The organism is Kitasatospora indigofera (genome assembly GCF_014655955.1).
GTDB classification, from domain to species: Bacteria; Actinomycetota; Actinomycetes; order Streptomycetales; family Streptomycetaceae; genus Kitasatospora; species Kitasatospora indigofera.
Genome location: NZ_BNBO01000004.1, coordinates 202963 through 228671, shown reverse-complemented (window position 1 = coordinate 228671; position 25709 = coordinate 202963). Strand labels below are relative to the sequence as shown.

Sequence of the window (25709 nt, the reverse complement as noted above, 5' to 3'; positions counted from 1 at the left end):
GCCCCAGCCCCACCCCCGGCCCCGGTCCCCGCGTCCCCCGTCACCGTTCCGCCGGCTCCTCCCCCAGCGCGTCCCGCAGCGCCCGCGCCTCGCGCACCAGCCGGCTCGACCCGCCCCGCGCGGCCAGCGCCGTCACCCCGGCGACGGCGCCCCTGGCCCCGGAGCGCCGCGCGCAGTCCGCCGCCACGGCGAACAGCTCCGCGCTCCCCCGGGGCGACCCACCCTCCGGCAGCGAGGCCGACAGCCCGGGCAGCGCACCGGCCAGCACCGACCAGACCGTCCCGTAGGCGCCCGTCCCGGCCGCGCCGGCCAGCGCCGGTGCCAGCCGGCTCGGCTTCAGCGCGCCGACACCCGCGAGCTCCGCCAGCTCCGTGCCGAGCAGCCCCCCGTCCAGGTCCCCCCGGGCCGCCAGGACGAGCAGCGCGTCCACGGCCGCCGCCCGGTCCTCCTCGTGACGCGCCGCCAGCCCGTAGGCCAGCGCCAGGTGCACCGCCGGCCCGGCCGGGCCGTCCGCCTCGGCGAGGTACGGGAGCAGCTGCGGGGCTCCCCGCTCGTCCCGGTCGGCGGCTCCGGCGAAGCCGTCCAGCAGGCGGGCCGCCAGCTCCTCGCGGTGGTTCGGCAGCGCGGCCAGCCAGTGCGGGGTCGGGTTCCAGTTCCACTCGACCTGGCTCCTGGCCCGCTGCACGCCGGGCCCGGTCGCGGCGAGCAGGTCCAGGCACTCCTGGGCCAGGCCCTCGCCGCCCGGCCCCTCGGGCACCTGCGGCCCCGGCTGGGCGACCTCGTACCGGACCAGGCCCTCCCACCAGCGTTCCTGGTAGCGGTGGTCCGGCCTGCCGCCCCGGCCCGGCGCGAACCGGACCCGCTCGGACGGCTGCGGCGGCAGCCCGCCCGCCCGCAGCCAGGCGGCCACCCACAGCCCCGCCGGGGAGATCAGCCGGCCGGCCGCGGCCAGCACCGCGGCGTCGCCGGTCGGCACCACCCGCAGCAGCGCGCAGGAGAGGTCCACCCGGCCCGGCCGGGTGCCGGCGGCCTCGTGGGCGGCCACCCTGGCCACCAGCTCGGCGGCGTCCAGCGCGCCGCTCGCCACCGACGGGACGGCCAGCAGCAGCGGCGGCCGGGCCGCCGTGACCTGCCAGGCGGCCTCCTCCAGCCGGGCCGCGAACCAGCGCCCGAACAGGGTGCTGTTCCCCTGGCCGCGCAGCGGGGAGCGGCCCCGTCCGTGCAGTCCGTCCCAGACCCGCTGGGGCGGGACCAGCCCGGCGACGGCGGCGGCCACGTACAGGACGTCCGACGGGCCGCAGTCGGCCCACCGCTGCCCGTCCTGCCACCGATGGACCCGCAGCACCGGCTCCAGGGCCTCGACCAGGGCCTGGCGGTCCTGGTGGGCGTGCCGGACCAGGCCGTCCAGGGTGCGTTCGAAGGCCGCCACGTCGGCCCCGCCGGCCAGCACCGCGGCGAGTTCCTCGGCCACCTCGGCCGGGGTGGCGATCGGCGCGGCCAGCGGCTGCGGCCGCGGGACGGGCGGCAGCAGGTCGGCGGGGGCGCCGGCCGGGGCCGGGAGCGCCAGGCCGAGCAGGCCGGCGGCCCGCCCGTGGTGGACCGGGTTGAGGCCCTCGGCGGCCAGGCGCAGCTCCGGCAGCACGGCCGGGCCGGCCGCCGGGAGGTGCCGGGCGATCACGTTCAGGGCGCGTTCCTGGAGCGCGGTGTCCGGGTGCCCGAAGGCGCCGGCGGCCGCCAGCACCACCGATCCGGCCCGGGCCGGGTCGCGCCGGGCGGCCTTGTCCAGCCAGGCCAACTGGGCGCGGACGAGCTTCTTCTCGGTGCGGAACAGCACCACGTCGGAGGCCTCGGCGAGCAGGTCGGAGGCCAGCAGGCCGCTCTCGTCCAGGCCGGCCAGCACCTGCTGGGCCCGGGCCGCGACGGTCGACAGCCCGTCGAGCATGGCCACGTGGTCGCGGACGTGACGGACGTTCTCCTCCGCCGTCGGCGCGAGCGCCTCCAGCACGGCGAGGAAGGCCCGTTGGTCGTTGGCCCGGCCGCCGCGCACCAGCCTGGCCAGGCAGAGCGCGAGCAGTTCGGCGCGGTCCAGCCCACCCGTCCGGGCCAGCTCGGCCAGGGCCCCCGGCCAGGTGTCCTCCGGCTTGCGGTTCGGCGCCGGGGCCAGGCTGCCGGCGACCTCGGCGAGTTCGAACAGCCTCGGCAGCAGGGCCGGCAGCAGGTCGTCCGCGCGCAGGACGTCCAGCAGCGAACCCGGGCGACGGCTCCCGCCGGTGCCCCAGGTGCGGTCCCGCAGCCAGCCCTCGACGAAGGCGTCCGAGGTCGGCACGGGGCAGCCGGACCTGCGGACCAGCCGCTCGATCGCCGGGTAGTCGTTCCACCCCCAGGCCGTGGAGCGGCGGGCGGCCAGCCTGGCGACCACGTCGGCCTGCCAGTCGGCCGGCTGCTGCTCGATCACGGTGACCAGCGCGGGGGTGTCCAGGCCGGCCCGGCCGGCGATGTCGCCGGCGCCGATCCAGGTCGCGGCCGCCGCGGGCGCGGTGTGGCAGCCGGCACCTGCCACCTGGAGGGCCTCGCGGACCGGACGGCTGCTGGTGGACCAGTCCTCGCGCACCTGCTTGCGCAGTTCCTTCAGCTCGGGCAGGCAGGCCCGGCGCTCGGCCGGTGCCATGCCGGCCAGCAGCCCGGGGAGCAGGGAGGGCTTGCCCGTGCGGCAGGCGTCCACGACCTTCTCGCCGCTGGTCCGGGTGTCCCGCAGGGCCACCCTGAGCCGCAGCTCCTCACCGCGGTTCACCGGGTCGCCCCGGCCGCCGGGCCGGCCGCCGCCTCGCGGGCCAGGCCGACGGCCAGCACGTGCTTGCAGGGCCCGCGCCCGCCCCGGTACCTGGCCCACCAGAGGCAGGTGCAGCTCGCCCGTCCCCGCTCGTCCGTCCGGACCCGCTGGTGGTGGTCCTCGACCGTCACGGTGGCGAGCGTCCCGCCCGGCTCCAGCCGGACGGCGCCGGCCGCGTGGAGCGCCCGCGCCGCGCGCAGCCGGGGGTTGTGCGCCTCGGCGCGGCCCGAGTCGTAGGGCAACTGCCGGTGGAAGTAGGCGGCCTCGGCGCTGTCGTAGCCGATCTGCCCGGCGGTGCCGAGCCGGGTGAGCGCGGCCCGGACCCGGCCGACCGGCAGGCCGGACTGCTCGGCGAGGTCGGCCGGCTCGATCCGGGGCTCCCAGGCGAGCAGTTCGGCGATCCGGTCGGCGTCCTGCTCGGTCCCGGAGGCGAGCGCACCGAGCACCCCGCCCTCGCCGGAGAAGCCGCGGGAGGCGTCCGGGGACAGCGTCAGGGTGAGGCGCATGCCCGGCAGCACCACCTCCCAGGCGGCCGCCGCGGCCTCCCGGACACCGGACGGGCCGTAGACCCGCAGGGCCCGCGCGTGGCGCAGCACCCGCTGCAGGGCGACCAGCCGCTCGGGGCCGGGCAGGCAGACGGCGCCGGGCACCGGCCTGCTGGTCGGGCGCAAGGTCCGCCCGGCGGGCACCACCCAGCGGACGGCCCGGGACTGCGCGCCGCCCGCGGCGGTGCGCGGCAGCGTCCGGAGGAAGGCCACCGCCTCGGCTGCGGGGAGTTCGGCGCGCAGGTCGAGGCCGGCCGCGATCACCTGGGTCTCGGCGAAGCCCCGCAGCCAGCGGTCCGGCAGCGGGACCTTCTTCTCGACCAGCGGGCCGTCGAGGGTGGTGACCTCCAGGGCGTCGGGGCCGACGGCCAGGTGCAGCGGGTCGGTGGCGCCGATCCGGCCGAGCGACTCGCGCAACGGGTTGTTCACGTCGACGTTGGTGGTGCCGTGGCCGATCTCGTCGCCGTCCAGGCCGTCGGCCAGCACGTCCAGCCGGGCGTAGACGCCGCAGCAGCCGGAGAAGGACTCGAAGCGCAGCCGGTCACCGTTGGCGGTGACCACCGGGTCGAGCGAGGCGCGCAGCTGGGGCCGGTGGTAGCGGGCGGCGGCGACGTCGGCGACGGCCAGCAGCGCGGCGGCGGCCGGGGCCGGGGCGGTCAGGAACCCGGCGAAGAAGCGCGGGTTGGCGGCCGCCCCGAGCGGTGTGCTGCCGCCCGAGGTCTCCAGGGCGAGGCGGCGCCCGGCCGGGCCTTCGTGGACGGCGGAGGGGCGGAGGTAGGCGTACGCCTGTACGGCTTGCGTCATGGCCGGAACGTTAGGGCCAGGCTCTGACAGGGCGTCCGACGAGAACGCGTTCTACTTGCCCCGGCGCCGTCCGGGTAATCCAGCTCACATCGCCGGACGGCCCGCTTCTGCCACTATGAGCAGGTGAGCGAGCCCACTGAGCAGCAGACGCAGGCAACCGGCGGCATCGGCCCGTTCGCCGCGCTGCTGCAGATCGAAGAGCTGGACAAGAACCTGTTCCGCGGCTGGTGCCATGCCGGCGCGCCGATGCGCGCCTTCGGCGGCCAGGTCGCCGCGCAGGCGCTCACCGCCGCCGGGCGGACCATGGACCGCGGGCGGGCGGTGCACTCCCTGCACAGCTACTTCCTGCGGCCGGGCGACCCGACCCGGCCGATCGACTACGAGGTGGACCGGGTCCGCGACGGCATGTCGTACGCCACCCGGCGGGTGACGGCCCTGCAGAGCGGACAGGCGATCTTCACGCTCTCCGCGTCCTTCAAGCACGCCGAGCCGGCCGAGAGCCGCCAGCGCACCATGCCGGCGGTGCCCGCGCCCGAGGACCTGCCGGACCCGTTCCTGCTCTGGGAGCGGTCCGACCCGGAGGACTACGCCCGGGCGGACGGGTTCCGCACCCTGCAGATGCGGTTCATCCCGCCGGACGCGCCCGGGCTGCCGGCCGCCGTGCCGGGCGTGCCCCAGCAGTTCGTCTGGCTCCGGGCCGGCACCCCGCTGCCGCCGGACGACCAGTTGCTGCAGGTCTGCGCGCTGACCTACCTGTCCGACCTCACGCTCGCCTCGACCGCCACCCTGCACCTGCAGCCGCACCGGTTCCAGCGCACCGAACCGCCGGAGGTGATCCTCGCCTCGCTGGACCACGCGATGTGGTTCCACCGGCCGTTCCGCGCCGACGAGTGGCTGCTGTTCGCCCAGCGCAGCCCCTCGGCCTCCGACGGGCGCGGCCTGTCCCACGGCGAGTTCTACAGCCGGGACGGGATGCTGGTCGCCTCGGCCGTCCAGGAGGCGCTGGTCCGCGACCGCCGCGGCCTGCGGTAGCACGCGGGGCTTCCACGCGTCATACTCCGGCAACGCCCCGGCCCGTATGATGGTGCGGGTGACCAAGGTTGACCTGTCACCACGGCCGGTGGAGGCGATGTCTCCACGCCAACTCGAACGCCGCGAGAGCCTGATCGCCGCTGCGCTCGCCCTGGTGAACGAGATCGGCGTCGAGCGGTTGCAGATGAAGCAGGTCTGCGAGCGGTCCGGAGTCGCCCTCGGCACGGCGTACCGCTACTTCTCCTCCAAGGACCACCTGCTGGCCGCCGCCATCGCGGAGTGGCACCGGCTGCTGCTGGCCGACCTGGTGTCGGAGCTGCGCGGGCCCCGGGGCGGACTGGGGACGACGGACCGGGTGGTGCGCTTCGTCCGGCACGGCATGCGTGCCTACCAGCGCCAACCGCAGCTGGCCCGGCTGCGGGTGGCCGTCGCGGCGTCCACCGACCCGTTCGCCAGCGAGGCCCTGCAGGGCATGGCCCGGGCCGACAACGCCGCCCTGCAGGCGGTGATGGCGGAGGTGCCGACCGCCGCGAGCGATCTCGTCCGGCACATCGTGGGCCACGCCTGGCAGGGCGAGCTGACGGCCTGGGTGACCGGCCGGACGACCCTGGGGGACGCCCGCCGCCGGCTGGAGGACGTGGTGCGGCTGGTGCTCACCCCGTACGACACGCCGTGAGCCCCGCGGCGGCCGGCGCCGCCCGGGACGCACCGGCGGACGCCGCGCGCCCGGGGCGGGTGACACCGGCACCCCGGCCCCGGACGCGGGGTGCGTCCGGGGCCGGGGTGCCGCGCCGCGCCGGTCAGCCCCCGGCGGGGGAGACGATGGCGTAGGCGCCCCGGGCGGCCGGGGAGAAGTGGTGCCGGATCACCTGGTCGTTCGAGTTCCCCTCGATGGTGTCGACCGTGCCGTCCGCGTTGGCCTTCTCGATGATGCCGACGTGCACGCTGGTGCTGGTGTTCTGCGGACCGCTGCCGAAGACGATGGCGTCACCGGGCTGCGGGTCGCTCAGACCGCTGTGCAGGGTGCCGTGGTTGCGGCCGTAGTAGTAGAAGTCCCCGCTGAAGGCGGTGCTGAAGCTGACGCCGGCCTGCCGCCAGGCCCAGCTGGCGAACAGGGCGCACCAGGCCTCGCAGGGGCCGTACGGGTTGCAGTTGTTGCCCCACTCGTGCACGCCGAGCTGGGAGCGGGCCGCCTGGACGATCCGGTCGCGGACGCTGCCGTCCAACGGGGGCACGGTGGGGGTGCCGCCGCTCTCGCCGCCCGGGCTGCCGCCGCCGAGCTCGCGGGCGATCCCCATCGACGCCATGGTCCGCGGGCCGGCTATGCCGTCGGCCTCCAGCCCGTGGACGCTCTGGTAGGCCCGCACCGCGGTGGTGGTGGCGGGGCCGTAGTCGCCGTCGGCGGGCGTGGCCGCCTTGCCCTGCACCTGCTTCACCTTCGCGGTCAGCGCGGCGTTGGTCTGCGGGCCGGCGATGCCGTCGACCGACAGGTCGTTGTCGCTCTGGAAGGACAGCACCGCGTTCTTGGTGGCGGGGCCGTAGACCCCGTCCACGCCGCCGGCGGCCAGGTAGCCGAGGCCGGCCAGGTTGCGCTGGAGCAGCCGGGTGTCGCTGCTGGTGCCGGTGCCGCTGGAGGTGATCCGGTCGATGTTCATCGCGCCCATGGTCTGCGGGCCGGCGATGCCGTCCACGTCCAGGTGGTGGGCGCTCTGGTAGCTCCGCACCGCGCCGATGGTGCCGGGGCCGTAGTCGCCGTCGGCGGAGGCACCCGCCTTGGCCTGCACCTGCTTCACCTTCGCGGTCAGCGCGGCCATCGTGTTCGTCCCGGCGTCGCCGTCCACGGCCAGGCCGTTGTCCCGCTGGAAGTGCCGCACCGAGTCGGTGGTCTGCGCGCCGTAGACGCCGTCGACGCCGCTGAGCGGGGCGTAGCTGAGCCCCGCGAGGTCGCGCTGGAGCAGCCGCACGTCCACCGCGTGGGCCTGCCCGGCGGTGGGGCCGAGCAGCAGGCCGAACAGGAGCACGGCCAGCGCGAGCGCCACCGGGCCGAGGCGGGCGCCGGGCGCCCGGGTGGGTGGGCGGAGGGTGACTGTCGACATGGGGACATCTCTCTTCCTCGTTCTCCCGGGAGCTCCGGGAACGGTGGCTGGGGCGCGGCGGGGCATGCCGGACGGCGGGGCCGGCCCGGGGCGTGCAGGGGTGCGGGGGCGCCGGGGCATGGAAGGGCGCCGCGCCGAGAAGGGGTGCGGAGGCGGGAAGGGGGCGCGGGGCGGGAAGGGGGCGCGGGGCGGGAGGGGGGCGCGGGGGCGGGAGGGGCGCCGGGAAGGGGGGGCGCGGTCCCGGGATCAGCCGCCGGCCGCGAGGACCGACCGGGCCAGGGCCGTCATGGCGTCGTTGCCGGCCTTGACCGCCGCCAGCTCCGCCTGGTGCCGGCGGATCAGCTCGGTCTGGTACGCGCTCTCGACGGTGAACCAGACGCCGACCACGTTGGTGCGGGCCTTGCACTCGACGTCCGCGGTGGCGGTGGCGATCTCCTCGGCGGACGGCCGGTCGGCCGCCGCCCAGCGGGCGTCCTTGAGGGCGTCGGCGGGCGTGGGGTAGGCGTAGCCCCGCTCCTTCATGCAGCCGGACCAGGCCCGGAAGACCTCCTCGACCCGGGGGTCGGCCCGCGAACGCTCGAAGCTCTCGAAGTTCACCGCCACCGCGGCGTCGCCGTCCCGGCCCGTTCCGCCCTGCGCGGTCAGCCGGTGCTGCGCGTCACCGAGACAGCCGCCCGCCGGGAGGGGCTTCCCGTGGAACTCGGTGGCGGCCCCCGGGGCCGACCTGCCGTCCGGCCCCAGACCGCTGCCGAGGACGGCGAGGACGTCCGGGTCCACCGAGGGGGCGCCGGACGGCTTCGCCCCGGCGGCCGGATCGGGCGAGTGGTACCCGTTGACCGCCACGTCGGCGGGGTCGACCGGGTCGTACCGGTGGGTGGTCTGGGTCTCGGCCGCCGTGGCCGGCCCGGGCGGCCGGGTCCAGGCCAGCCCGTACTCCCGCAGGCAGCCGGTGGCCAGCTTGCTCTGCGCCGCGTCGAAACTGCGGTACTGCTCCCCCGTGAGCAGGTACGCCTCGACCGGCAGCGCCCGGTCGTCCACCCGGGTCAGCCGGGGGATGTCGCCGACCGGCGGTGGATCCATCGGTGACAGCGTGGTGGCGGACGGACCGGCCTCGGGAGCGCCGGGGGCGGCGGAGCAGCCGGCGGCCGTGAGGGCGAGGACGGTCAGCAGCAGGGCCGGCCCCGGGCGGGCGCGGCGGGTGGACGTCATGGTGGAACTCCTTGTACGCCGGCTCGCGGGCCGAGCGGCGGCCGCAACGGGTCATGACGGGGCCGGGCGGGTGCCGCACCGCCCGCGGCTCGGCGCGGGCGGTGCGGCACCCGGCCTCGGCCGGACTACTCCCAGCTCTGGGAGTGGTTGTTGTTGCGCATGTTGACGGAGCCGCCGTTCCACGGCACGGCGCCCAGGTTGGCCCACTGGTTGCGCGGGATGTACTGGTTGGGGCCCGAGTTGCGGATGCTGAACTCCCGGTAGTGGACCCGGAGGTTGAAGTTCGGGTCCATGTTCCAGACCGAGGCGGCGTTGTTGAGCACGGCCTGGCCGTTCCCGGCACCCCCGCCGCCGAACACGCCGCTGTAGTTGCCGGCCTCGCCCTTGCCGAACTTCGCCCCGCCGAGACCCGGGCTGTAGTAGAGGCAGGCGTCACCGGAGACACAGCCGCCACTGCTCGCCAGGGCCGGCGTGGCCGTCCCGAGAATCACGACGCCGAGGGTCGCTGCGGCCAGTGCGGCGGCCGCCTTCTTCATGTTCATTGCGCTGCCTTTCAGTTCGCAATTCGGAGTCGTCCGCATTTGTCACACGTACGGAACTTCTCCGCTGCCATTTGTCCGGGCCGTTCCCTGCCCGACGGCGACAACTCTGGCCCAGCGGTGGAGCAGAGTTCGAGAGGAGCCGGGCTCTTTGAGACTTCGCGGAGCGTCTCAAGCCGCTGATCTGTATGTTGAGACGCAGTCAGTCCGATCCTGAGACGCTCCGACCCCTCTGCTCGCAAGCATTTTGACGGAGTGTCAGAATCCGCTTTCCCGATTCGACCGGAGTGTGCCGTTCCCATGAGTTCCACCTGGAGACCACTTCCCGATGAGATGTCCGAATCGACGCGATTGCTCGTCCGGCGCCTCAGGGAGATCAAGGACGCGAACAACTGGTCGCTGGCCGAGACGGCCCGCCGGACGCATTTCAGCAAGGCCTCGTGGGAACGATGGCTCAACGGAAAACGACTGATAACCCGGCAGGCGCTGGACAGCCTGCTGAAGGCCTCCGGGGCGAATTCCACCGAGCTGACGGCGCTGTACGAGCAGGCCCTGGCCGAGGAGTCGTCCGCCGCGCCGACGGAGCCCGTGCCCGGGGCCGGACCCGGACAGGCCCCTCCCGGGGAGCCGGACCCGGACGACGCGGCGGGCCCGGCCCCGGCGGACCCGGACGACGCGGCGGGCCCCGCCCCGGCGGCGGCGGACCCGAGCCCGGTGCGGAGCCCGGCGCCGGACCCGGGCGAGGGGGATTCCACGGAACCGGGCCGGCGGTCCGGCCGGCGCGCCCGCCGGCGGCTGCGGGCGGCCCTGGCCACGGCCGTCGGCGCGAGCGTCCTGCTGGTCGCGGCCCTGCTCTGGCCGTCGGCGCCCGGGCCGGGCACGGCCGGGCCCGGTCCGACGCCGTCCGCCGGCACCGGGCACCCGGCACCGGCGGCCCTCGCCCCGCCCTGCCAGGGGGTTGGCTGCGTCGGCAAGGACCCGCAGGCCAGCGGCTGCGCCGTGGACGCCCGCACCCTGCTGACCGCCAACGTCGGCGAGCGGATCATCTATCTCCGCTACAGCCAGCGATGTCTGGCCGCCTGGGCGGCCATCAAGCAGGGGGCGCCGAAGGACACGGCGACCATCACCACCAACAGCGGCCAGCAGCAGACCGCGGAGATCCACTGGGGGTACGACAACTACTCGGCGATGGTCGACGCCAGCGGTTCGGACACCACGCTGCAGGTCTGCGGGGTGCAGCCGGGCGGGCGCGGCTGCACCGGCGTCTACAACGACCCGGCCCACCAGCCCTGGCCGGCCCCGACCGACACCGGCACCCCGGCCGGGGGCACCGCTCCCCCGGCGGTGGCCACGGCCCCGCCGGCGGCGGACCCACCGACCGCAGGACCTCCGACGGCGGCGGACCCGACCGGCTGACGACCCGGCGGCCGGCGACCCGCCCGGCCGACGGTCACCCGGCGAGCCGGCGGGCGGAGGACGGCCGGCGCGCCCGCCGGGAGGGGGCCGCGCCGGCCGTCCCGGCGGTCAGGCCCTGGGCCTCAGACCGGCCGGGTACCCGTCACGACCACGGCGTAGCGCTCCTCGCACTCGGCCACCTCCGCCACCAGTCCGGCGGCCTCGACGGTGCGCACCGCCCCGGGCACCTGGCGCTCGCTCGTCTCGAACAGCAGGTGACCGCCCGGCGCCAGCCAGTGCACCGCCTCGGGAGCCACCCGCCGCAGGACGTCCAGCCCGTCGGCGCCGCCGTCCAGTGCCACCCGCGCCTCGTGCAGCCGGGCCTCGGCGGGCAGCAGCTCCACCTCCTCGGTCGGCACGTACGGCACGTTGGCGAGCAGGACGTCGACCCGGCCGCGCAGGGTCGCGGGCAGCGGGTCGAAGAGGTCCCCCTGGTGGGCCAGGCCGCCGGCGGCTGCGATGTTGCGCCGGGCGCAGCTCACCGCGGCGGGGTCGATGTCGGCGGCGTGGAGTTCGACCGGGCCCAAGGCGGCGGCCAGCGCGGCGCCCAGCGCGCCGGAGCCGCAGCACAGGTCCACGACCAGGGCGCCGGGCCGGGCGAGCGCCACCGCCCGTTCGACCAGGAACTCGGTACGGCGGCGGGGCACGAACACACCGCCGTCCACCGCGATCCGCAGGCCGTAGAACTCGGCCCAGCCGATGACGTGTTCGAGCGGCAGCCCGGAGGCGCGGCGCTCCACCATGGCGGCGAGTTCGCCGGGGGTGGCAGCGGCGGATCGGAGCAGGCGCGCCTCGTCCTCGGCGAAGACGCAGCCGGCGGCGCGGAGTTGGGTGACGAGGGCGGAGAAGGACGGGAAGGGAGCTGGAGCCGTCACGAGAAACCTTTCGGAACGCCGATGGGCGCTCCCGCGGTCACCTGTACGGTCGGACCGCCCGGTCGCGAGATGGGAGCACCCGACCTGACACAGCGGTGATGGGTCCCACCTCCTTCGTCCGTTCGCTCCGCGGGCCGGAGCAGCACCGGGGTCACTCCCGGCTGCCGCCACACTACCCGATCACCGCTTCCGCCCGGACCCCCCGGGAACGCCCCGTCCGTACGCGTCCCGCCCGGCCTGCCGCCAGGGGCCGTCCGGGGGCCGGGCCGCGCCGTCGCCCCACCGCCCCCGCCGAGAAGGCCCCAACCACGGGCCGGGGCGGGCCGGGCCGGGGCGGACGGCCGCCGTCCGGGTGACCGCACTACACCGATGTCTGGCCCCCGTCCAGACTTCACCCGCGTGTAGTCATGCTTTAACGGTGCGCTGGAATGCTTTCTGACATGAACGCCCAGCCTCCGTCCACCACTCAGGACCAGCGCTTCCCGCTGCCCAAGCGCCACCGCCGGTTCCTCGCCTGCGCCGCGGTCGCCGCCTCGGTCGCGCTCGGCACCCTGGGGGTCGGCGCCACCGTCGAGACCGTCCGGCACGACTCGGTCGCCACCACCACCGCCGCGCGGTGAGCCGGCCGCCGGCCCCCGCCCGCGGCCCGGCCCGGGCCCGGAGGTCCTGCGGCCAGGCCGGGGCCCGAGGTCCCGGCCGCCCGGCTCAGGCCCGGAGTTCCTGCGGCCGCTCGGCGGGCCCGCGGGCCGGCGGGACGACGGCCTCCACCTGACCGGCCCGGGCCGGCGGTTCCGCCCGGCCCGGAGCGGCGAGCTCCGCCACGCGCCCGTACGGTGCCGATTCCTCGTACGGTGCCTCGTGTCCGGCCGGTGCCTCGGGCCCGGCCGGGCCCCCGTACCCGGCCGGTTCCTCGTACGACCCCGGCTCGCCGTACTCGGCCAGGTCCTCGTCGTCCGCGTCGTCGGTGCCGTCCCGGCGGGAGTGCCGGCCGGTGCCCGGCGCGGGCAGCAGCTGCGCCTCGGGGGCGTAGCGGGCCGCGGGGGCACGCAGCAGCCAGCCGGGCGGGTAGGTGCCGCGCGGGGTGGGCGCGATCAGGCCCATCCGGGCCAGCAGGTCGAGCGCGTCGCGGCGCAGCGCCGTCCGGTCGGCGAGGTAGTCGCGGCGCCAGCCGGCCCGCAGGCCGTACTCGTCGGCGATGTCGCCGAGGGCCCCGTCTATCAGCGCGTCGGGTATCGGCACCGCGGGCGCGGTGGGTTCGCCGGGCAGCGGGCGCAGCTCCTCGACCAGGCGTTCCACCAGTAGCAGGGCCGCCCGGGCGAGGGTGCCGGTGCCGGGCAGCGCGAGGTCGGTGAGCTCGTCGGCGGGGTCGAGCAGGGCCACGCCCTCGGTCCGCAGTTCGGCCTCCAGGCCGAGGAAGCCGGCGAAGGTCCCGGCCACCGTGTGCCACTGCCCGACCAGCCAGTCCCGCTCGGCCTCGTTCAGGTCGTCGAGCAGCACGACGGGGGTCTCGGCGAGCCGGCGGCGGACGGCGGTGCCGGGGTCGGCCTCGGCCGCCCGGCGGACCAGGTCCCCCGCGTCGGCGGCGAGCGCGGGCGGCCCGGCCGGCAGCGCGCGGGCCAGCTCCTGGTCGACGGTCAGCTCGGCGGTCGGGTCGAGGGTGTCCAGACCGCTGCCGGTGGCGCTGAGCACCTGCCAGTCGGTCAGCACCCGCAGCGCCCCGGCGAGGTCGGCCTCGGGGCCCGGGCCACGCCCGGCGGCCGGCAGCGGGGAGGCCGCGCGGACCGCCGCGACCAGCTTCCCGAGCGGCAGCCGCTCCGGGGCGTCGACCAGGACGGACAGTGCGACCGCCAGCTGGGCGTACTCGCCGGGCGTGAAGGGCGTGCCGCTGCCGGGGTGCTCCAGCCGGCGGGCGCCGCCCGGCCCGAGCCCGGCCTTGCCGAGGCGGGCGTGCCAGGGGCCCACCACCAGGCGGTAGCCGAGCAGGGTGTCGAACCGTTCGGTCAGCCAGTCGCGGTGACGGCGGATCAAGGGGAAGCCCTCGCCGTGCGGCCCGGCCGCCGTGATCAGCGGATGCGCGAGCAGCAGCCGGGCGGCGATCCGGCGCTCGGCGGCGGCCGAGCGCTCCTGCGGCCCGGCGGGCGCCGGGGCGGGCTCGGGCTTGCGGTGCTTGCCGCGGCGCCCGCCGCCGGCCGGTGCGGTGGCGTCCGGTGCGGCGCCGGCGGTGCGGCGGGCCCGGCGCAGGCCGGGCAGCGGCCGGGCCTCGCGGACCAGCCGGGCGGCCGGGGCGTGCGCGCTGGGCCCGTGCCACCAGCTGACGGCGTCGGTGGCCCCGGGCTCGTCCGGGGCGGGTGCCTGCGGACCGGCGGCGCCCTGCCGGGCGCCGAAGTGCCGGGCGCCGTAGAGGCCGAAGGCGGCGGTGAACAGGTCGTGGGCGCCCTCGTCGGAGGCCTCGGCGAACCAGCCGGCCAGGCGGAGCAGCCCGGGGTCGGGGGTGCCCTCCAGGCCCGCGGACCCGGCGGCCCGGCCGGCCGCCGGCCGCTCGCCGGGGAGCCCGCCCGGTACGTCGTCAGGGCGGCTGTCGCGCACGGCGACGCAGGCGTCGGTGGTGCCCCGCCCCGCCCCGCCCGTGCGCCCGTCCGACCTGCCGCCGGGCACCCTGGCGGTGCCGGCCCCGTGCTCCTGCTGATCCATGTCGTGGACCAGATTAGTCGGTGGGCCGGGCGACCGGTGGCAGCAACCGGGTGACGCCGCGAATTGTCCGGCGGACGCCCCTCGGGCTACGCGCCGGTAACAACCCCTTCCGCCGGGCACCCGGCGTCGCCTATGGTGCCGGACATGCCGAACCTGCCCGACGTCGTGCTGTGGTCGATACCCGCCTTCGTGCTGCTCACCGTCCTGGAGATGGTCTCCTACCGGTTCCGTCCGGACGAGGACGAGCAGGGCTACAGCCCGCGGGACACCACGACCAGCCTCACGATGGGGCTCGGCAGCCTGCTCTTCGACGCGCTCTGGAAGATCCCGATCGTGGCGGTCTACGCGGCCCTCTACGAGGTGACCCCGTTTCGGGTGCCCGTCCTGTGGTGGACGGTGCCGCTGATGCTGCTGGCGCAGGACTTCTGCTACTACTGGTCGCACCGCGGCCACCACGTGGTCCGGATCCTCTGGGCCTGCCACGTGGTGCACCACTCCAGCAAGCACTACAACCTGTCCACGGCGCTGCGCCAGCCCTGGACCGGCGCCACCAGCTGGGTCTTCTACGTCCCGCTGATCCTGGCCGGCGTGCACCCCGCCGCCCTGGCGTTCTGCTCCTCGGCCAACCTGGTCTACCAGTTCTGGATCCACACCGAGCGGATCGACCGGCTGCCGCGCCCCGTCGAGTACCTGTTCAACACGCCGTCCCACCACCGGGTGCACCACGCCTCGCAGGGCGGCTACCTGGACCGCAACTTCGGCGGCATCCTGATCGTCTTCGACCGGGCCTTCGGCTCCTTCACGGCGGAGACCACCAGACCGGTCTACGGCCTGACGAAGAATCTGGACACCTTCAACCCGCTGCGGGTCGCCACCCACGAGTACGCCTCGATCGCCAAGGACCTCGCCGCGGCGGACAACTGGCGGGACCGCCTGCGCCACCTGACCAAGGGCCCCGGCTGGCAGCCGGTGCGCCCCGACCGCCCGGAGGGCAACGCCGCATGAGCCTCAGCACCACGACCCGTGCCGCCGTCGGCGGGCGCCTGCGCGCCGCCCGCGGCCTGCTCACCGGCTTCGCCGCGGTCTCGGCCGCGCACCTGGGCGCGATCCTCACCCACACCCCCGCGCTCCAGCACGCCACCAAGCCGGCACTGATGCCGCTGCTGGCGGCGCACAGCCTGGCGAGCACCGAGCGCGCGCCCAAGCTGCTCGCGCCCGCGCTGCTGCTGAGCGCCGGCGGCGACATCCTGCTGCAGGCGGGCGGCGACACCGCCTTCCTGGCCGGCATGGGCTCGTTCGCGGCCGCGCACGTCTGCTACGTGACCATGTTCGTGCGGCGCGGCGCGCTGGACGACCGGCGGCGGACCGCCGTGGTGGCGGCGGCCTACGCGGCGGCCTGGGCGGTCATGATCAGCCAGCTCTGGCCGGGCCTCGGCGACCTGAAGATCCCGGTGGCGGTGTACAGCCTGCTGCTCACCTCGACCGCCGTCACCTCGGCCCGGCTCGGCCTGCGCACCGGCCTCGGCGGGGCGCTGTTCCTGCTCTCCGACACCCTGATCGCCACCCAGCTGGCCGACTGGCGGGAGCTGCCGGGCCACCAGTTCTGGGTGATGGCGACGTACATCGTCGCCCAGTACCTGCTGGCGAGCGGCACCCTGCGGGCCCACCGGGAGGACCTGCCGGGCGCCACCGGCGGCGGCGGCGGTGCGGACGGCCCGGACGGGACCGGCCCGCGGGCGGAGCCGGGCCGCGAACCGCGGTCGGCCACGGCCTGACGCAGCGGGCCGGTCCGGGGGCCCGGCCCCCGTACCGGAGCGCCGCCCGGACGCGTGGCCGCGCCCCCGGACCGGTGGTCCGGGGGCGCGCGCACGAGCGTGGCGGCGCGGGGGCGCCGGGGCCGTGCCGCCTCAGACCGAGTCGGAGCCGGAGCGGCGGCGCAGCAGCAGGAAGCCGCCCACCCCGCCGGCCACCAGGACCGCGCCGCCGGCCAGCTCGGCCGGGTTGCTGCCCACCGACCCGCCCAGGCCGGTGTTCACGGACCCGTGCGGCTCCTCGACCAGCCCGCTGTGCCCGCCCTCGGAGGTGACCCAGTCGGTGACCCCCTGGCTGGCGGCATGGGTCGGGGTGGTGGTGGTCACCGTGGTGACCGTGACCGTGGTGGAGAAGGCCGCGCCGTCCGGGCACTTCCCGTCGACCTTGGCGTCGCCGCCGGGCTTGTTCGCCAGCTTGGCCGAGCCGGTGTGCCGGCCGTCCGCACCGAGGGTGAGGGTGACCGGCCCGCCCTCGAAGGCGGCGGACTCGGCGGTGATGGTCTTGGTGGTGCTCTTCTCGCAGGACACGGTGACGGTGACGCTCTGACCCGGCGCTGCCTGGGCCGGGCTGACCGATGCCCGGTCGCCGTCCTTGGCCAGCGCCGCCGGGGCCGCGAACGCGAGAAGCAGGGTGGCGCCTGTCAGAGCTGCGGCGGCCGTACGCGTGGGGCGCATACCGGAACCTCCAGGATTCTCGGGCGCAGTCGGGGACTCCTGTGTCCACGTGAACGGACAACTACACCCAGTTACCCCACACGGTAGGCAGCGGCCCCCCGGGCGGCCACCGCACGGGACCGTTCGGGGGCCGCCGGTACGCTCCGCGACCGGGTCCGGCGGCCCCTCACGGCCTGCTCAGAGGTCCAGGTCGACCACGACCGGCGCGTGGTCGGACGTCCCCTTGCCCTTGCGCGCCTCGCGGTCGACGTAGCTGTCCGTCACCGCGTCCGCGAAGGCCTTGTTGCCGTACGTCAGGTCGATCCGCATGCCGCGGTTCTTCGGGAAGGCCAGCTGGCGGTAGTCCCAGTAGGTGTACGGGTGGTCGTACTTCAGCGGGCGCGGCACCACGTCCTGCAGCCCGGCCTCGCGCAGGTTGCCCAGGCTGGCGCGCTCCGGCGGGGTCACGTGGGTCAGCCCGGCGAAGGCGGCGACGTCGTAGACGTCCTCGTCGGTGGGGGCGATGTTGAAGTCACCGAGGACGGCGAAGGGGCGCGCGCCGGCCGCGTCCTCGACGACCGCCCGGCGCAGCGACTCCAGCCAGTCCAGCTTGTAGCGGTAGTGCGCGTGGTCGACCTCGCGGCCGTTGGGCACGTAGACCGACCAGACCCGCACCGGCCCGCAGGTGGCGGCGACCGCGCGGGGCTCCACGTCGGCCAGCAGCGCGTCGTCGGCGAGGTAGCCGGGCTGCTCGGGCAGCCCGCGCACGACGTCCTCCAGGCCGATCCGGGAGAGGATCGCGACGCCGTTCCAGCGGCCGGTGCCGTGCGCGGCCGTGTCGTAGCCGAGCTCCTTGACCGCCTCGTGCGGGAAGGCCTCGGTGGAGCACTTGAGCTCCTGGAGGCAGAGCACGTCGGGGGCGGCGCTCTCCAGCCACTCCAGCAGCTTGGGCAACCGCGCGGTGACGGAGTTGATGTTCCAGGTGGCGATGCGGACGGTCACGGCGGGCGGCCTTCCCGGGTGGGGCGGACAAGGGCCCGGACCACGGCCCGGGCGAGGGGCGGGCGCCGTTGCGGACGCCCACCCCGAATCTACCGGCAGGCACCGACAGCGGGCCGCAGCCCCGGGGACGGGCCCCCGCCGGGCGGGCGGGAAGGACCGGCCGGAGCGGCGGGGCCCGTCGGCGGGAGGGCTACCGCGAGGGCCGGACCACGGCCGCCGCGCCGCCGCCGCGCCGCACCGGCTCGGCCGCCGCCACCCAGCGCCCGTCCGCCAGCCGCTCGACGCCGGTGGCGGCGCCGATCTCGGGGGTGACCGCGAAGGCGTGCCCGAGCGCCTCCAGCCGGGCCCGCTCGGGCAGGGCCAGGAAGGCCGGTTCGGCCTGGGTCGCGGCGCTGTTGCGCTGGCTGGCCCGGGGCGCGGCGATCGCCTGCTCCAGACTGAGGCCGCGGTCCAGCCGGCCCAGCAGCACCTGCAGCACGGTGGTGATGATGGTGGCGCCGCCCGGCGAGCCGGCCGCGAGCAAGGGCTCGCCGTCACGCAGCACGATGGTCGGCGAGATCGAGGAGCGCGGCCGCTTGCCGGGGCCGGGCAGGTTCGGGTCCGGCACGCCGGGGGTGTTGGGGGCGAAGGAGAAGTCGGTCAGCTCGTTGTTCAGCAGGAAGCCGCGCCCGGGCACGGCGATGCCGCTGCCGCCGGTCTGTTCGATCGTCAGGGTGTACGAGACGACGTTGCCCCACCGGTCGGCGACGGTCAGGTGGGTGGTGCTCGGGCCCTCGTAGGTCTCGGTGACGGCCGGTCCGGCGCCGGCGCAGGACGCCGGGTGGCGCGGGTCGCCCGGGGCCAGCGGGCTGGTCAGCGCGTGGTCGGGGCTGATCAGGCAGGCCCGGGCCGCGGCGAAGCGCGGCGAGAGCAGTTCCCCGGCGGGCACGTCGGAGAAGGCCGGGTCGCCCACCCAGCGGTTGCGGTCGGCGAAGGCGATCCGGCTGGCCTCCAGGAAGTGGTGGTAGTACCGGGTGGCGTCCGCGTCGGGGGCCCCGAGGTCCTCCAGGATGCCGAGCGCCTCACCGGTGGTGGTGCCGCCGGAGCTGGACGGCGCGATCCCGTACACGTCGTAGTCGCGGTAGGGGACGTGGGTGGGCTGCCGGCGGACGACCTGGTAGGCCGCCAGGTCGGCGGCGTCCACCCGGCCCGGCCGGGCCACCCGCCCGGACGCCGGGTCGACCGGCGGGTGCTGCAGCGCCTGGACGATGTCGGCGCCGATCGGGCCCCGGTAGAGCGCCTTGGTGCCGTCCCGGCCGAGCGTGCGGTAGGTGGCGGCGAGATCGGGGTTGCGCAGGGTGGAGCCGACCACCGGGAGGCTGCCGCCGGGCAGGAAGAGCCGGCTGCTCTCGGGGAAGTCCCGGAACCGGGCCTCGTTGCCGGCCGTCTGGTCCCGGAAGGTCTGGTCGACCGTGAAGCCCTGCTCGGCGATCCGCTCGGCCGGCTTCAGCACCTCGCCGAGCGAGCGGCTGCCCCAGAGCTGGAGGGCCTTCTCCCAGGTGGCCGAGGTGCCGGGGACCCCTACGGAGAGGCCGCTGGTGACGGCGTCGGCGAAGGCCAGCGGCTTGCCGTCCTCCAGGAAGAGCGACTCGTCCGCGGTGCGGGAGGCCGTCTCGCGGCCGTCCAGGGTGGAGACCCGGCCGGTGGCGGCGTCGTAGTGGACGAAGTAGCCGCCACCGCCGATCCCGGCCGAGTAGGGCTCGGTGACGCCCAGGGCGGCGGCGGTGGCGACCGCCGCGTCCACGGCGTTGCCGCCCTTGCGGAGGACCTCGATGCCCGCCGCGGTGGCGTCCGCGTCGACGCTGGCCACCGCACCGCCGTAGCCCACGGCCTCGGGCACCTTGGCCGGCGGGGCGGCCGCCCCGGCCGGCGCCACCGTGGCACAGACCAGTGCGGTGGCGAGCAGCAGCGGCGGGGCGATGCGGGCCAGGGCTCTCATGCGGGACCTCCTGAGACGACGTCAGGTCCGTTCTTTCACAGTCGAGGTGTACCGGACAACAGGGCCTCGGCCCGCCGGCCGCCCAGGGCCGGCCACCGGCTCACGGTGAGGTGCACGGGACGGGCGTGGCCCCGCGGTGCGGCGGGCGCGGGCGGAGTGGCCGGATCGGGGCGCCCGGTCTCGGCCAGTAGCCCGCGTCACACTCATCACGCATTGCATGTGTGGCGGCACGCCTGGTAGTCATTGTCGTGGCATGAACACATCGAAAGGATTTGCCATGACGACCAGAAGACCCTGGGCCCGACCGAGCACGCCCCCCAGGACCCACCCGTCCCGCCGGACGGCCGAGCCGACCCCCGGGATGTGGCGCCCCGCCAGATGAGCCGGCCCCGGCCCGGCCGCCGCCAGGGCTGCCGGGCCGCCGGGCCCGCCCGCACCACCGGCACGAACAGCACCACCGGCACGAACCGCACGACCGGCACCACCGGGCCTGCCCGGACCGCCCGCGCCACCGGTACGAACCGGCGCCACCGCGCCCTCCGGGCCCGCCCGCACCACCGGCACCGCCCGCCCGCCCGGTACGGCCGGCGCGGACAGTGACAACCGTCCCGGACCGCGCCGCCCGCCGAACCGCACGGCCGCCAGGACCGCCCGACCGGCGGGGCCGGCCCGATCAGGCCTCGGCGCCCCGCTCGACCCGGTGGCGCTTGATGGTCCGGAACCGGCGGGCCACCTGCCGCGCGAGGTCGGCCGCGCCGACCAGCCCGGCCTCGTTGCCGAGGGCCGCGTGCACGACGACCGCCTCCGGCCGGAACCCCCGGCCGGTCAGGGTGCGCCTGAAGGCCTCCCGGGCCGGGCCGAGCAGCAGGTCACCGGCCTCCGAGACGCCGCCGCCGATGACGAAGCGTCCCGGGTCCAGCGCCGCCGCCAGGTTCGCGATCCCGACGCCCAGCCAGGTGCCGACCTCGTAGAGCAGCTCGATGGCCACCGGGTCGCCCGCCCGCGCGGCCTCGGTGACCAGCGGGCCGGTGATCCCCTCGACCGCCCCGCCGGCCAGCGCGAGCAGCGGCTCGACCACCGGGGACTCCTCGGCGACCAGCTCGCGGGCGTCCCGCACCAGCGCGTTCCCGGAGGAGTACTGCTCCCAGCAGCCCCGGTTCCCGCAGGGGCAGCGGTGCCCGCCGGGCACCACCTGCATGTGGCCGAACTCGCCGGCCAGCCCGTACTTGCCGCGGTCCACGTAGCCGTCCCGGACCACGGCGCCGCCGATGCCCGTCCCCAGCGTGAGCATCACCATGTGGTCCTCGCCGCGCCCGGCGCCGAACCGCCACTCGGCCCAGGCGGCGGCGTTGGCGTCGTTCTCCACCACCACCGGGAACCGCAGCCGCTCGCTGAGCGCCTCCTGGAGCGGCTCGTTGCGCCAGTTCAGGTGCGGCGCGAAGAGCACCCGCGAGCGCTCCGCGTCGACCCAGCCGGCCGCGCCGACGCCCACCGCGTGCACGTCGTGCCGGTCGGCGAGCCGCAGCACCAGGTCGACGATGACGTCCTCGACCACCTTGGCGCTCTTGTTCTTGTCGGGGGTGTCGGCGCGCAGCTTCTCCAGGACCTTGCCCTCGCCGTCCACCACGCCGGCTACCACCTTGGTGCCGCCGATGTCGATCCCGATGGTGGGCAGGCGCAGGATGCCGGGCGGCAGGGCCCGGCGGCGGCGCTCGGCCCGCGGACCGAGGCCGAGCAGGGTGGGCAGGACCGCCTGCCTGGTGGTGCCGTGGGGGCTGGTCACTGCGGCGGACGCTCCTTCGGGTCGGTACGGGCCAGCTCGTGGCTGAGCTCCGCGAGGTCGGAGCCGCCCGCCATCTCGGTGGTGAGCTGTTCGAGGCCGATCTCGGCCCGCGGGTGGCTGCCCGCCATCCTGCCCCGCTTCAGCAGGGTGAAGTGGTCGCCGACGAGATAGGCGTGGTGCGGGTTGTGGGTGATCAGCACGACGCCGAGGCCGGCGTCCCGGGCCGCCGTCACGTATTTCAGCACCACCCCGGACTGCTTGACGCCCAGCGCGGCCGTCGGCTCGTCCAGGATCAGCACCTTGGCGCCGAAGTGGACCGCCCGGGCGATGGCCACGCACTGGCGCTGGCCGCCGGAGAGGGTGCCGATCGGCTGGTCGACGTCGTGCAGGTCGATGCCCATCCGCAGCAGCGCCTCCCGGGTGGTGGCCCGCATCGCGGCGGTGTCCAGCCGGAACCGGCCGCGTTCGGAGCCGAGGAAGAAGTTGCGCCACACCGGCATCAGCGGGACGACCGCGAGGTCCTGGTAGACGGTGGCGATGCCGCGGTCCAGGGCCTGCCGCGGGGAGCCGAGGCGGACCTCCTCCCCCGCGATGGTGTAGCTGCCCTCGTCGTGCTGGTGCAGCCCGGCGATGATCTTGATCAGGGTGGACTTGCCGGCGCCGTTGTCGCCGAGCACGCAGCTGATCTCGCCCTCCCGCAGGGTCAGCGAGACGTCCTGGAGGGCGCGGACGGAGCCGTAGGTCTTGCCCACGGCGGTCAGCGCCAGCAGTTCACGGCCGGTCATCGGCCCGTCCCCCGTTCGACCCGGCGGCGCACCCAGGCGTTCAGCAGGGCGGCCAGCAGCAGCATCGCACCGAGGAAGAACTTGAACCAGTCGGGGTTCCACTCGGCGTACACGATGCCCTTGCTGGTCATGCCGAAGATCAGCGCGCCGAGCGCGGAGCCGGCCACCGAGCCGTAGCCGCCGGTGATCAGGCAGCCCCCGATGACCGCCGCGACGATGTAGATCAGCTCGTTGCCGACCCCTTCGCCGGACTGCACGGTGTCGAAGGAGAACAGCAGGTGCTGGCCGAGGACCCAGGCGCAGAAGCCGACGCCGAGGTAGAGCACGGTCCTGGTGCGGGCGACCGGCACGCCGACCGCACGGGCGGCGGCCGCGTCGCCGCCCACCGCGAAGATCCAGTTGCCGAAGGAGGTGCGCAGCAGCACCCAGCTGCCGGCCAGCAGCAGCGCCAGCCACCACCAGACGGTGGCCTTGACGGTCAGCCCGCCGACGGTGACCTCGGAGGCGAACAGCCACCGGCAGGCCGCGAAGCCCTCCATGTCGGAGATCGGCTTGGTGGTGACCGTCCCGGTCACGAGCTTGGTGACGCCGAGGTTGGCGCCGGTCAGCATCAGGAAGGTGCCGAGGGTGACGATGAAGCTGGGCAGCCGGGTGCGGCTCAGCATCCAGCCGTTGAAGGCGCTGACGGCCAGCACGACCAGCAGCGAGACCAGCACCCCGACCCAGGTCACGGCGGTGAGCTGGTAGGAGACCATCGAGGAGATCAGCGCGGCGGTGGTCACCAGGACCCCGGCCGACAGGTCGAACTCACCGGCGATCATCAGCAGCGAGACCGGCACCGCCATGATCCCGATGGTGGAGGCGGCGTACAGCACGGTGCCGAAGGAGGAGGTCCGCAGGAAGCTGTCGGCCACCGCCGAGAAGACCAGGAAGACCGCCACCGCGGCGATCAGCGCGCCGATCTCGGGCCGCTTCAGCAGGCGGCGGAAGGCCGGTGGCCGTTCGGCGGCCAGGACGTCGACCGGCGCGGGGGCCGGGGCGCTCATCGGGTGCCCCGCGCGACGTACTGGGCGAGCGCGGCGGCGTCGTCCTTGGTGAGCACCTGCGGGCCGGTCAGCACCGGCTTGCCGCCGCCGAGGACGTCGAGGTTGTAGCGGTACAGCCAGAGCAGGTCGACGCCCTGGTAGCCCTGGAGGTACGGCTGCTGGTCGACGGCGAAGCCCACGGTGCCGGCCTGCAGGCCGGCCACCACCTGGGTGCCCAGGTCGAAGGTGTCCAGCTCGACCGGGCGGCGGGCGTCCTGGATCGCCTGCAGCCCGGTGGCGGCCACCGGGGCGCTGAGGGTCAGCACGGTGTCCAGCGCCGGGTCGGCCTGGAGCTTGGCGGAGACGGCGGCCTTGGCGTCGGGCATGTTGACGCCGTCCACGTACAGGGTCTGGAACTGCCCGCCGAACTTCGACCGCGCGCCGTCGCAGCGCTGCTCCTGGCCGACGTTGCCCTGCTCGTGGATGACGCAGAGGACGGACTTGCGGCCCCGGGCGTCCAGGGTGGCGCCGGCCGCCTGGCCCGCGACGGTCTCGTCCTGGCCGATGTGGGTGAGCGCGCCGAACCGGGCCGAGAACTCCTGGCCCGAGTTGATGGTGATCACCGGGATGCCCGCGGCCTTCGCCTTGGCCAGCACCGGGCCGAGCGCGTCCCCCTTGGCGAGCGTGACCAGGAGGCCGTCGACGCGTTGGTCGATGGCGGCCTGCACCAGCTGGACCTGGTTCTGGGTCTGCGCGTCGTTCGAGTAGAGGAGGGTGATGTTGTCCTTGGCCGCGGCCTGCTCGGCGCCCTTGCGCACGATGTCCCAGAAGGCGTCGCCCGCCCCGGCGTGGGTGACCATCGCGACCCGCCACCGGGGGGTGTCCACCGCGCCGCCGGCCGCCCCGGCCCGCTCGCGGGCCTGCTCGGCCCGTCTGCCGCCGGTGCTGCTGCAGCCCGCGAGGGCCAGCGTCAGCACGAGCGCCGCGCAGAACGGACGGAGGGGGAATCGGGTCATCGGTAGGTCTCTCCTGGTTCGCCGGCCGGGCCGCCTGGTCCCCCAGTCTGGGACGCCAGGTGTCCGGATGCCGGGACCGCCTCGCCCGGTCCCGTTCCGCCCGAACGGTATCGTGCCTGCTCCGGGGCTTTCCTCGGAGATCCCTGGGCGAATCGGGTGACTGGTCCCGCGTGGATGGCAGACTGTGTGCGGACCGAGTACCGATCATCAGGAAAATGTGATGTTCCTCTCAGGTTTTCCACAGATTCGCCGGCAACCGATCTTCTGTTCCACGCCGTCCCATCCCATTGGAGAGCGCACCGGGCAAGCGGGGCCCGGGCGGCTTGCAACCCGGATAACGAGAACTTGATGCAACTGCTCGGTACACCGTTCCTCATCTGCACGATCGTCCTCGTGCCGGTCTCCATCGCGCTGGCGTTGCTGTTCTGGGGCAAGGTCCGCGGACCTCGCCCGCTGCGGATCCTGAGCAGACTCGCGATGCTGCTCTTCTGCCAGTTCACGGCGGTGACGATGGTCTTCGTCATGGTCAACAACGCCAACCTGATCTACGGCAGCTGGGACGACCTGCTCGGGACCGGGCACCACGTCCGCGCGGTGCCCGCGGTACCGCCGGTGGACCCGGCCGGCACCGCCGCGCCGGGCCAGGACGCGGCCAAACCGCCGGCCAAGGTAGTCCAGTCCTTCAAGAACGTGGACGACCCCAAGGTGCCCGGCGACGTGCAGCGCACCGAGCTGAAGGGCCGGCTCTCCGGCATCGACGGCGAGGTGCTGGTCTGGCTGCCGCCGCAGTACAACGACCCGGCCCACAAGGACAAGAAGTTCCCGGTGGTCGAGCTGATCCCGGGCTGGCCCGGCTCCTCCAGCACCTGGTACGGCACGCTCAAGGTCTCCGAGCAGCTCAAGCCGCTGATGGCAGAGGGCAAGGTGGCGCCGTTCATCCTGGTCTCGCCGCGCACCCTGCTGCTGGGCAACCAGGTCGACGCGGGCTGCACCGACGTGCCGGGCAAGGCGAACGCCGAGACCTGGCTGTCCCGGGACGTGCCGCAGATGATCATGGACAACTTCCGGGTGGACCCGTCCCCCGACCGCTGGGCGGTGGCCGGCTACTCCGCCGGCGCGCACTGCGCCACCAAGCTGGCCGTCGCGCACCCGAACCGCTACCGGGCCGGGGTGAGCCTCTCCGGCTACAACGACCCCGCCGCCGAGAAGGCGTCGCTGGCCGGCCAGGACCCGAAGCTGCGCGAGGCCAACAACCCGGTCAACATCCTCAAGGCGGCCGCCCAGCCCCCGAAGGTCGCGCTGTACCTGAGCGGCAACAAGGGCGACGGCTTCGAGGACGCCCTCGCGCTCCGGGACGCCGCCAAGGCGCCGACCACCGTGCAGCCCGTGGAGACCACCGGCCCGCACGCCAGCGACGTCTGGAAGCCGATGGTCCCGGGCGTCTTCGAGTGGCTGACCAGCGTGATCCCCGTCCAGCCCTGACCGTCCCCGCACCCTCCCGGGCCGCCGCCCGCCCGGAGCGCCGTGGGGCCCCGGCGCGGGGCCCCACGGCGCTCCCGCGGCGGCGCCGGCCGAGGGC

Annotated in this window: 21 protein-coding genes; 7 read left to right on the top strand and 14 right to left on the bottom strand. The window is 75.6% G+C overall.

Annotated features, from left to right (window positions below; translation table 11 throughout):
- Positions 1-40 precede the first annotated feature (40 nt).
- Together IE329_RS06190 and IE329_RS06185 are read right to left on the bottom strand one after the other, a co-directional pair.
- Positions 41-2791: a DUF7825 domain-containing protein gene (locus tag IE329_RS06190; protein ID WP_190209774.1), complete on the bottom strand. Its 2751-nt coding sequence runs from the start codon at positions 2789-2791 to the stop codon at positions 41-43.
- Positions 2788-4179 carry a DprA-like winged helix domain-containing protein gene (locus IE329_RS06185; protein ID WP_190209773.1) on the bottom strand — a complete coding sequence of 464 codons (1392 nt, stop codon included), beginning with the start codon at positions 4177-4179 and terminating at the stop codon, positions 2788-2790. Before IE329_RS06185 ends, IE329_RS06190 begins: the two co-directional genes overlap by 4 nt.
- Before the next feature lie 123 nt (positions 4180-4302).
- Between IE329_RS06185 and IE329_RS06180 the strand changes: the two genes are divergently transcribed.
- Both IE329_RS06180 and IE329_RS06175 read left to right on the top strand, forming a co-directional pair.
- Entirely contained in the window at positions 4303-5211 is a 909-nt protein-coding gene (locus IE329_RS06180; RefSeq protein WP_190209772.1) for an acyl-CoA thioesterase, read from the top strand.
- A 58-nt stretch (positions 5212-5269) separates the two neighbouring features.
- Entirely contained in the window at positions 5270-5887 is a 618-nt protein-coding gene (locus IE329_RS06175) for a TetR/AcrR family transcriptional regulator (RefSeq protein WP_229927203.1), read from the top strand.
- A gap of 124 nt (positions 5888-6011) precedes the next feature.
- Here IE329_RS06175 and IE329_RS06170 read toward each other — a convergent pair whose 3' ends face one another.
- The 3 genes from IE329_RS06170 to IE329_RS06160 all read right to left on the bottom strand — a co-directional run bounded on the left by IE329_RS06170 (position 6012) and on the right by IE329_RS06160 (position 9058).
- A complete protein-coding gene (locus tag IE329_RS06170; protein WP_190209771.1) occupies positions 6012-7307 on the bottom strand; it encodes a peptidoglycan-binding protein in 1296 nt (431 codons plus the stop codon).
- 246 nt (positions 7308-7553) lie between these two features.
- Positions 7554-8516 carry a hypothetical protein gene (locus IE329_RS06165; RefSeq protein ID WP_190209770.1) on the bottom strand — a complete coding sequence of 321 codons (963 nt, stop codon included), beginning with the start codon at positions 8514-8516 and terminating at the stop codon, positions 7554-7556.
- Between the two features lie 125 nt (positions 8517-8641).
- Positions 8642-9058, bottom strand: coding sequence for a hypothetical protein (locus tag IE329_RS06160; protein ID WP_190209769.1), 417 nt, complete (start codon positions 9056-9058; stop codon positions 8642-8644).
- A 330-nt stretch (positions 9059-9388) separates the two neighbouring features.
- Between IE329_RS06160 and IE329_RS06155 the strand changes: the two genes are divergently transcribed.
- Positions 9389-10471, top strand: coding sequence for a DUF2690 domain-containing protein (locus IE329_RS06155; protein WP_190209768.1), 1083 nt, complete (start codon positions 9389-9391; stop codon positions 10469-10471).
- Positions 10472-10593: 122 nt separating this feature from the next.
- Here IE329_RS06155 and IE329_RS06150 read toward each other — a convergent pair whose 3' ends face one another.
- Entirely contained in the window at positions 10594-11385 is a 792-nt protein-coding gene (locus tag IE329_RS06150) for a putative protein N(5)-glutamine methyltransferase (protein WP_190209767.1), read from the bottom strand.
- Between the two features lie 440 nt (positions 11386-11825).
- Between IE329_RS06150 and IE329_RS06145 the strand changes: the two genes are divergently transcribed.
- A complete protein-coding gene (locus tag IE329_RS06145) occupies positions 11826-12005 on the top strand; it encodes a hypothetical protein (RefSeq protein ID WP_190209766.1) in 180 nt (59 codons plus the stop codon).
- Positions 12006-12090: 85 nt separating this feature from the next.
- Here IE329_RS06145 and IE329_RS06140 read toward each other — a convergent pair whose 3' ends face one another.
- A complete protein-coding gene (locus IE329_RS06140) occupies positions 12091-14076 on the bottom strand; it encodes a TIGR02678 family protein (protein ID WP_190209765.1) in 1986 nt (661 codons plus the stop codon).
- A 144-nt stretch (positions 14077-14220) separates the two neighbouring features.
- Between IE329_RS06140 and IE329_RS06135 the strand changes: the two genes are divergently transcribed.
- Positions 14221-15081, top strand: a complete 861-nt coding sequence (locus IE329_RS06135; RefSeq protein ID WP_190209764.1) for a sterol desaturase family protein — start codon at positions 14221-14223, stop codon at positions 15079-15081.
- Entirely contained in the window at positions 15078-15851 is a 774-nt protein-coding gene (locus IE329_RS06130; RefSeq protein WP_190209763.1) for a lysoplasmalogenase, read from the top strand. Before IE329_RS06135 ends, IE329_RS06130 begins: the two co-directional genes overlap by 4 nt.
- 132 nt (positions 15852-15983) lie before the next feature.
- Here IE329_RS06130 and IE329_RS06125 read toward each other — a convergent pair whose 3' ends face one another.
- From IE329_RS06125 to IE329_RS06095, 7 genes are all read right to left on the bottom strand, one after another.
- Positions 15984-16562 (bottom strand): hypothetical protein, encoded by a 579-nt coding sequence (locus IE329_RS06125; RefSeq protein ID WP_190209762.1) that lies wholly within the window; start codon positions 16560-16562, stop codon positions 15984-15986.
- A gap of 177 nt (positions 16563-16739) precedes the next feature.
- Positions 16740-17543, bottom strand: coding sequence for an exodeoxyribonuclease III (locus IE329_RS06120; RefSeq protein ID WP_190209761.1), 804 nt, complete (start codon positions 17541-17543; stop codon positions 16740-16742).
- 190 nt (positions 17544-17733) lie between these two features.
- A complete protein-coding gene (ggt, locus tag IE329_RS06115) occupies positions 17734-19521 on the bottom strand; it encodes a gamma-glutamyltransferase (RefSeq protein ID WP_190209760.1) in 1788 nt (595 codons plus the stop codon).
- A 673-nt stretch (positions 19522-20194) separates the two neighbouring features.
- Positions 20195-21304: an ROK family glucokinase gene (locus IE329_RS06110; protein WP_373311082.1), complete on the bottom strand. Its 1110-nt coding sequence runs from the start codon at positions 21302-21304 to the stop codon at positions 20195-20197.
- Positions 21301-22089, bottom strand: coding sequence for an ATP-binding cassette domain-containing protein (locus IE329_RS06105; protein WP_190209759.1), 789 nt, complete (start codon positions 22087-22089; stop codon positions 21301-21303). Before IE329_RS06105 ends, IE329_RS06110 begins: the two co-directional genes overlap by 4 nt.
- Positions 22086-23135, bottom strand: a complete 1050-nt coding sequence (locus IE329_RS06100) for an ABC transporter permease (protein ID WP_190209758.1) — start codon at positions 23133-23135, stop codon at positions 22086-22088. The genes IE329_RS06105 and IE329_RS06100 overlap by 4 nt, the downstream gene beginning before the upstream one ends.
- Positions 23132-24130 (bottom strand): sugar ABC transporter substrate-binding protein, encoded by a 999-nt coding sequence (locus tag IE329_RS06095; RefSeq protein ID WP_190209757.1) that lies wholly within the window; start codon positions 24128-24130, stop codon positions 23132-23134. Before IE329_RS06095 ends, IE329_RS06100 begins: the two co-directional genes overlap by 4 nt.
- A 348-nt stretch (positions 24131-24478) precedes the next feature.
- On the opposite strand from IE329_RS06095, the gene IE329_RS06090 reads away from it, so the two are divergent.
- Positions 24479-25612 carry an alpha/beta hydrolase gene (locus tag IE329_RS06090; protein WP_190209756.1) on the top strand — a complete coding sequence of 378 codons (1134 nt, stop codon included), beginning with the start codon at positions 24479-24481 and terminating at the stop codon, positions 25610-25612.
- Positions 25613-25709 lie beyond the last annotated feature (97 nt).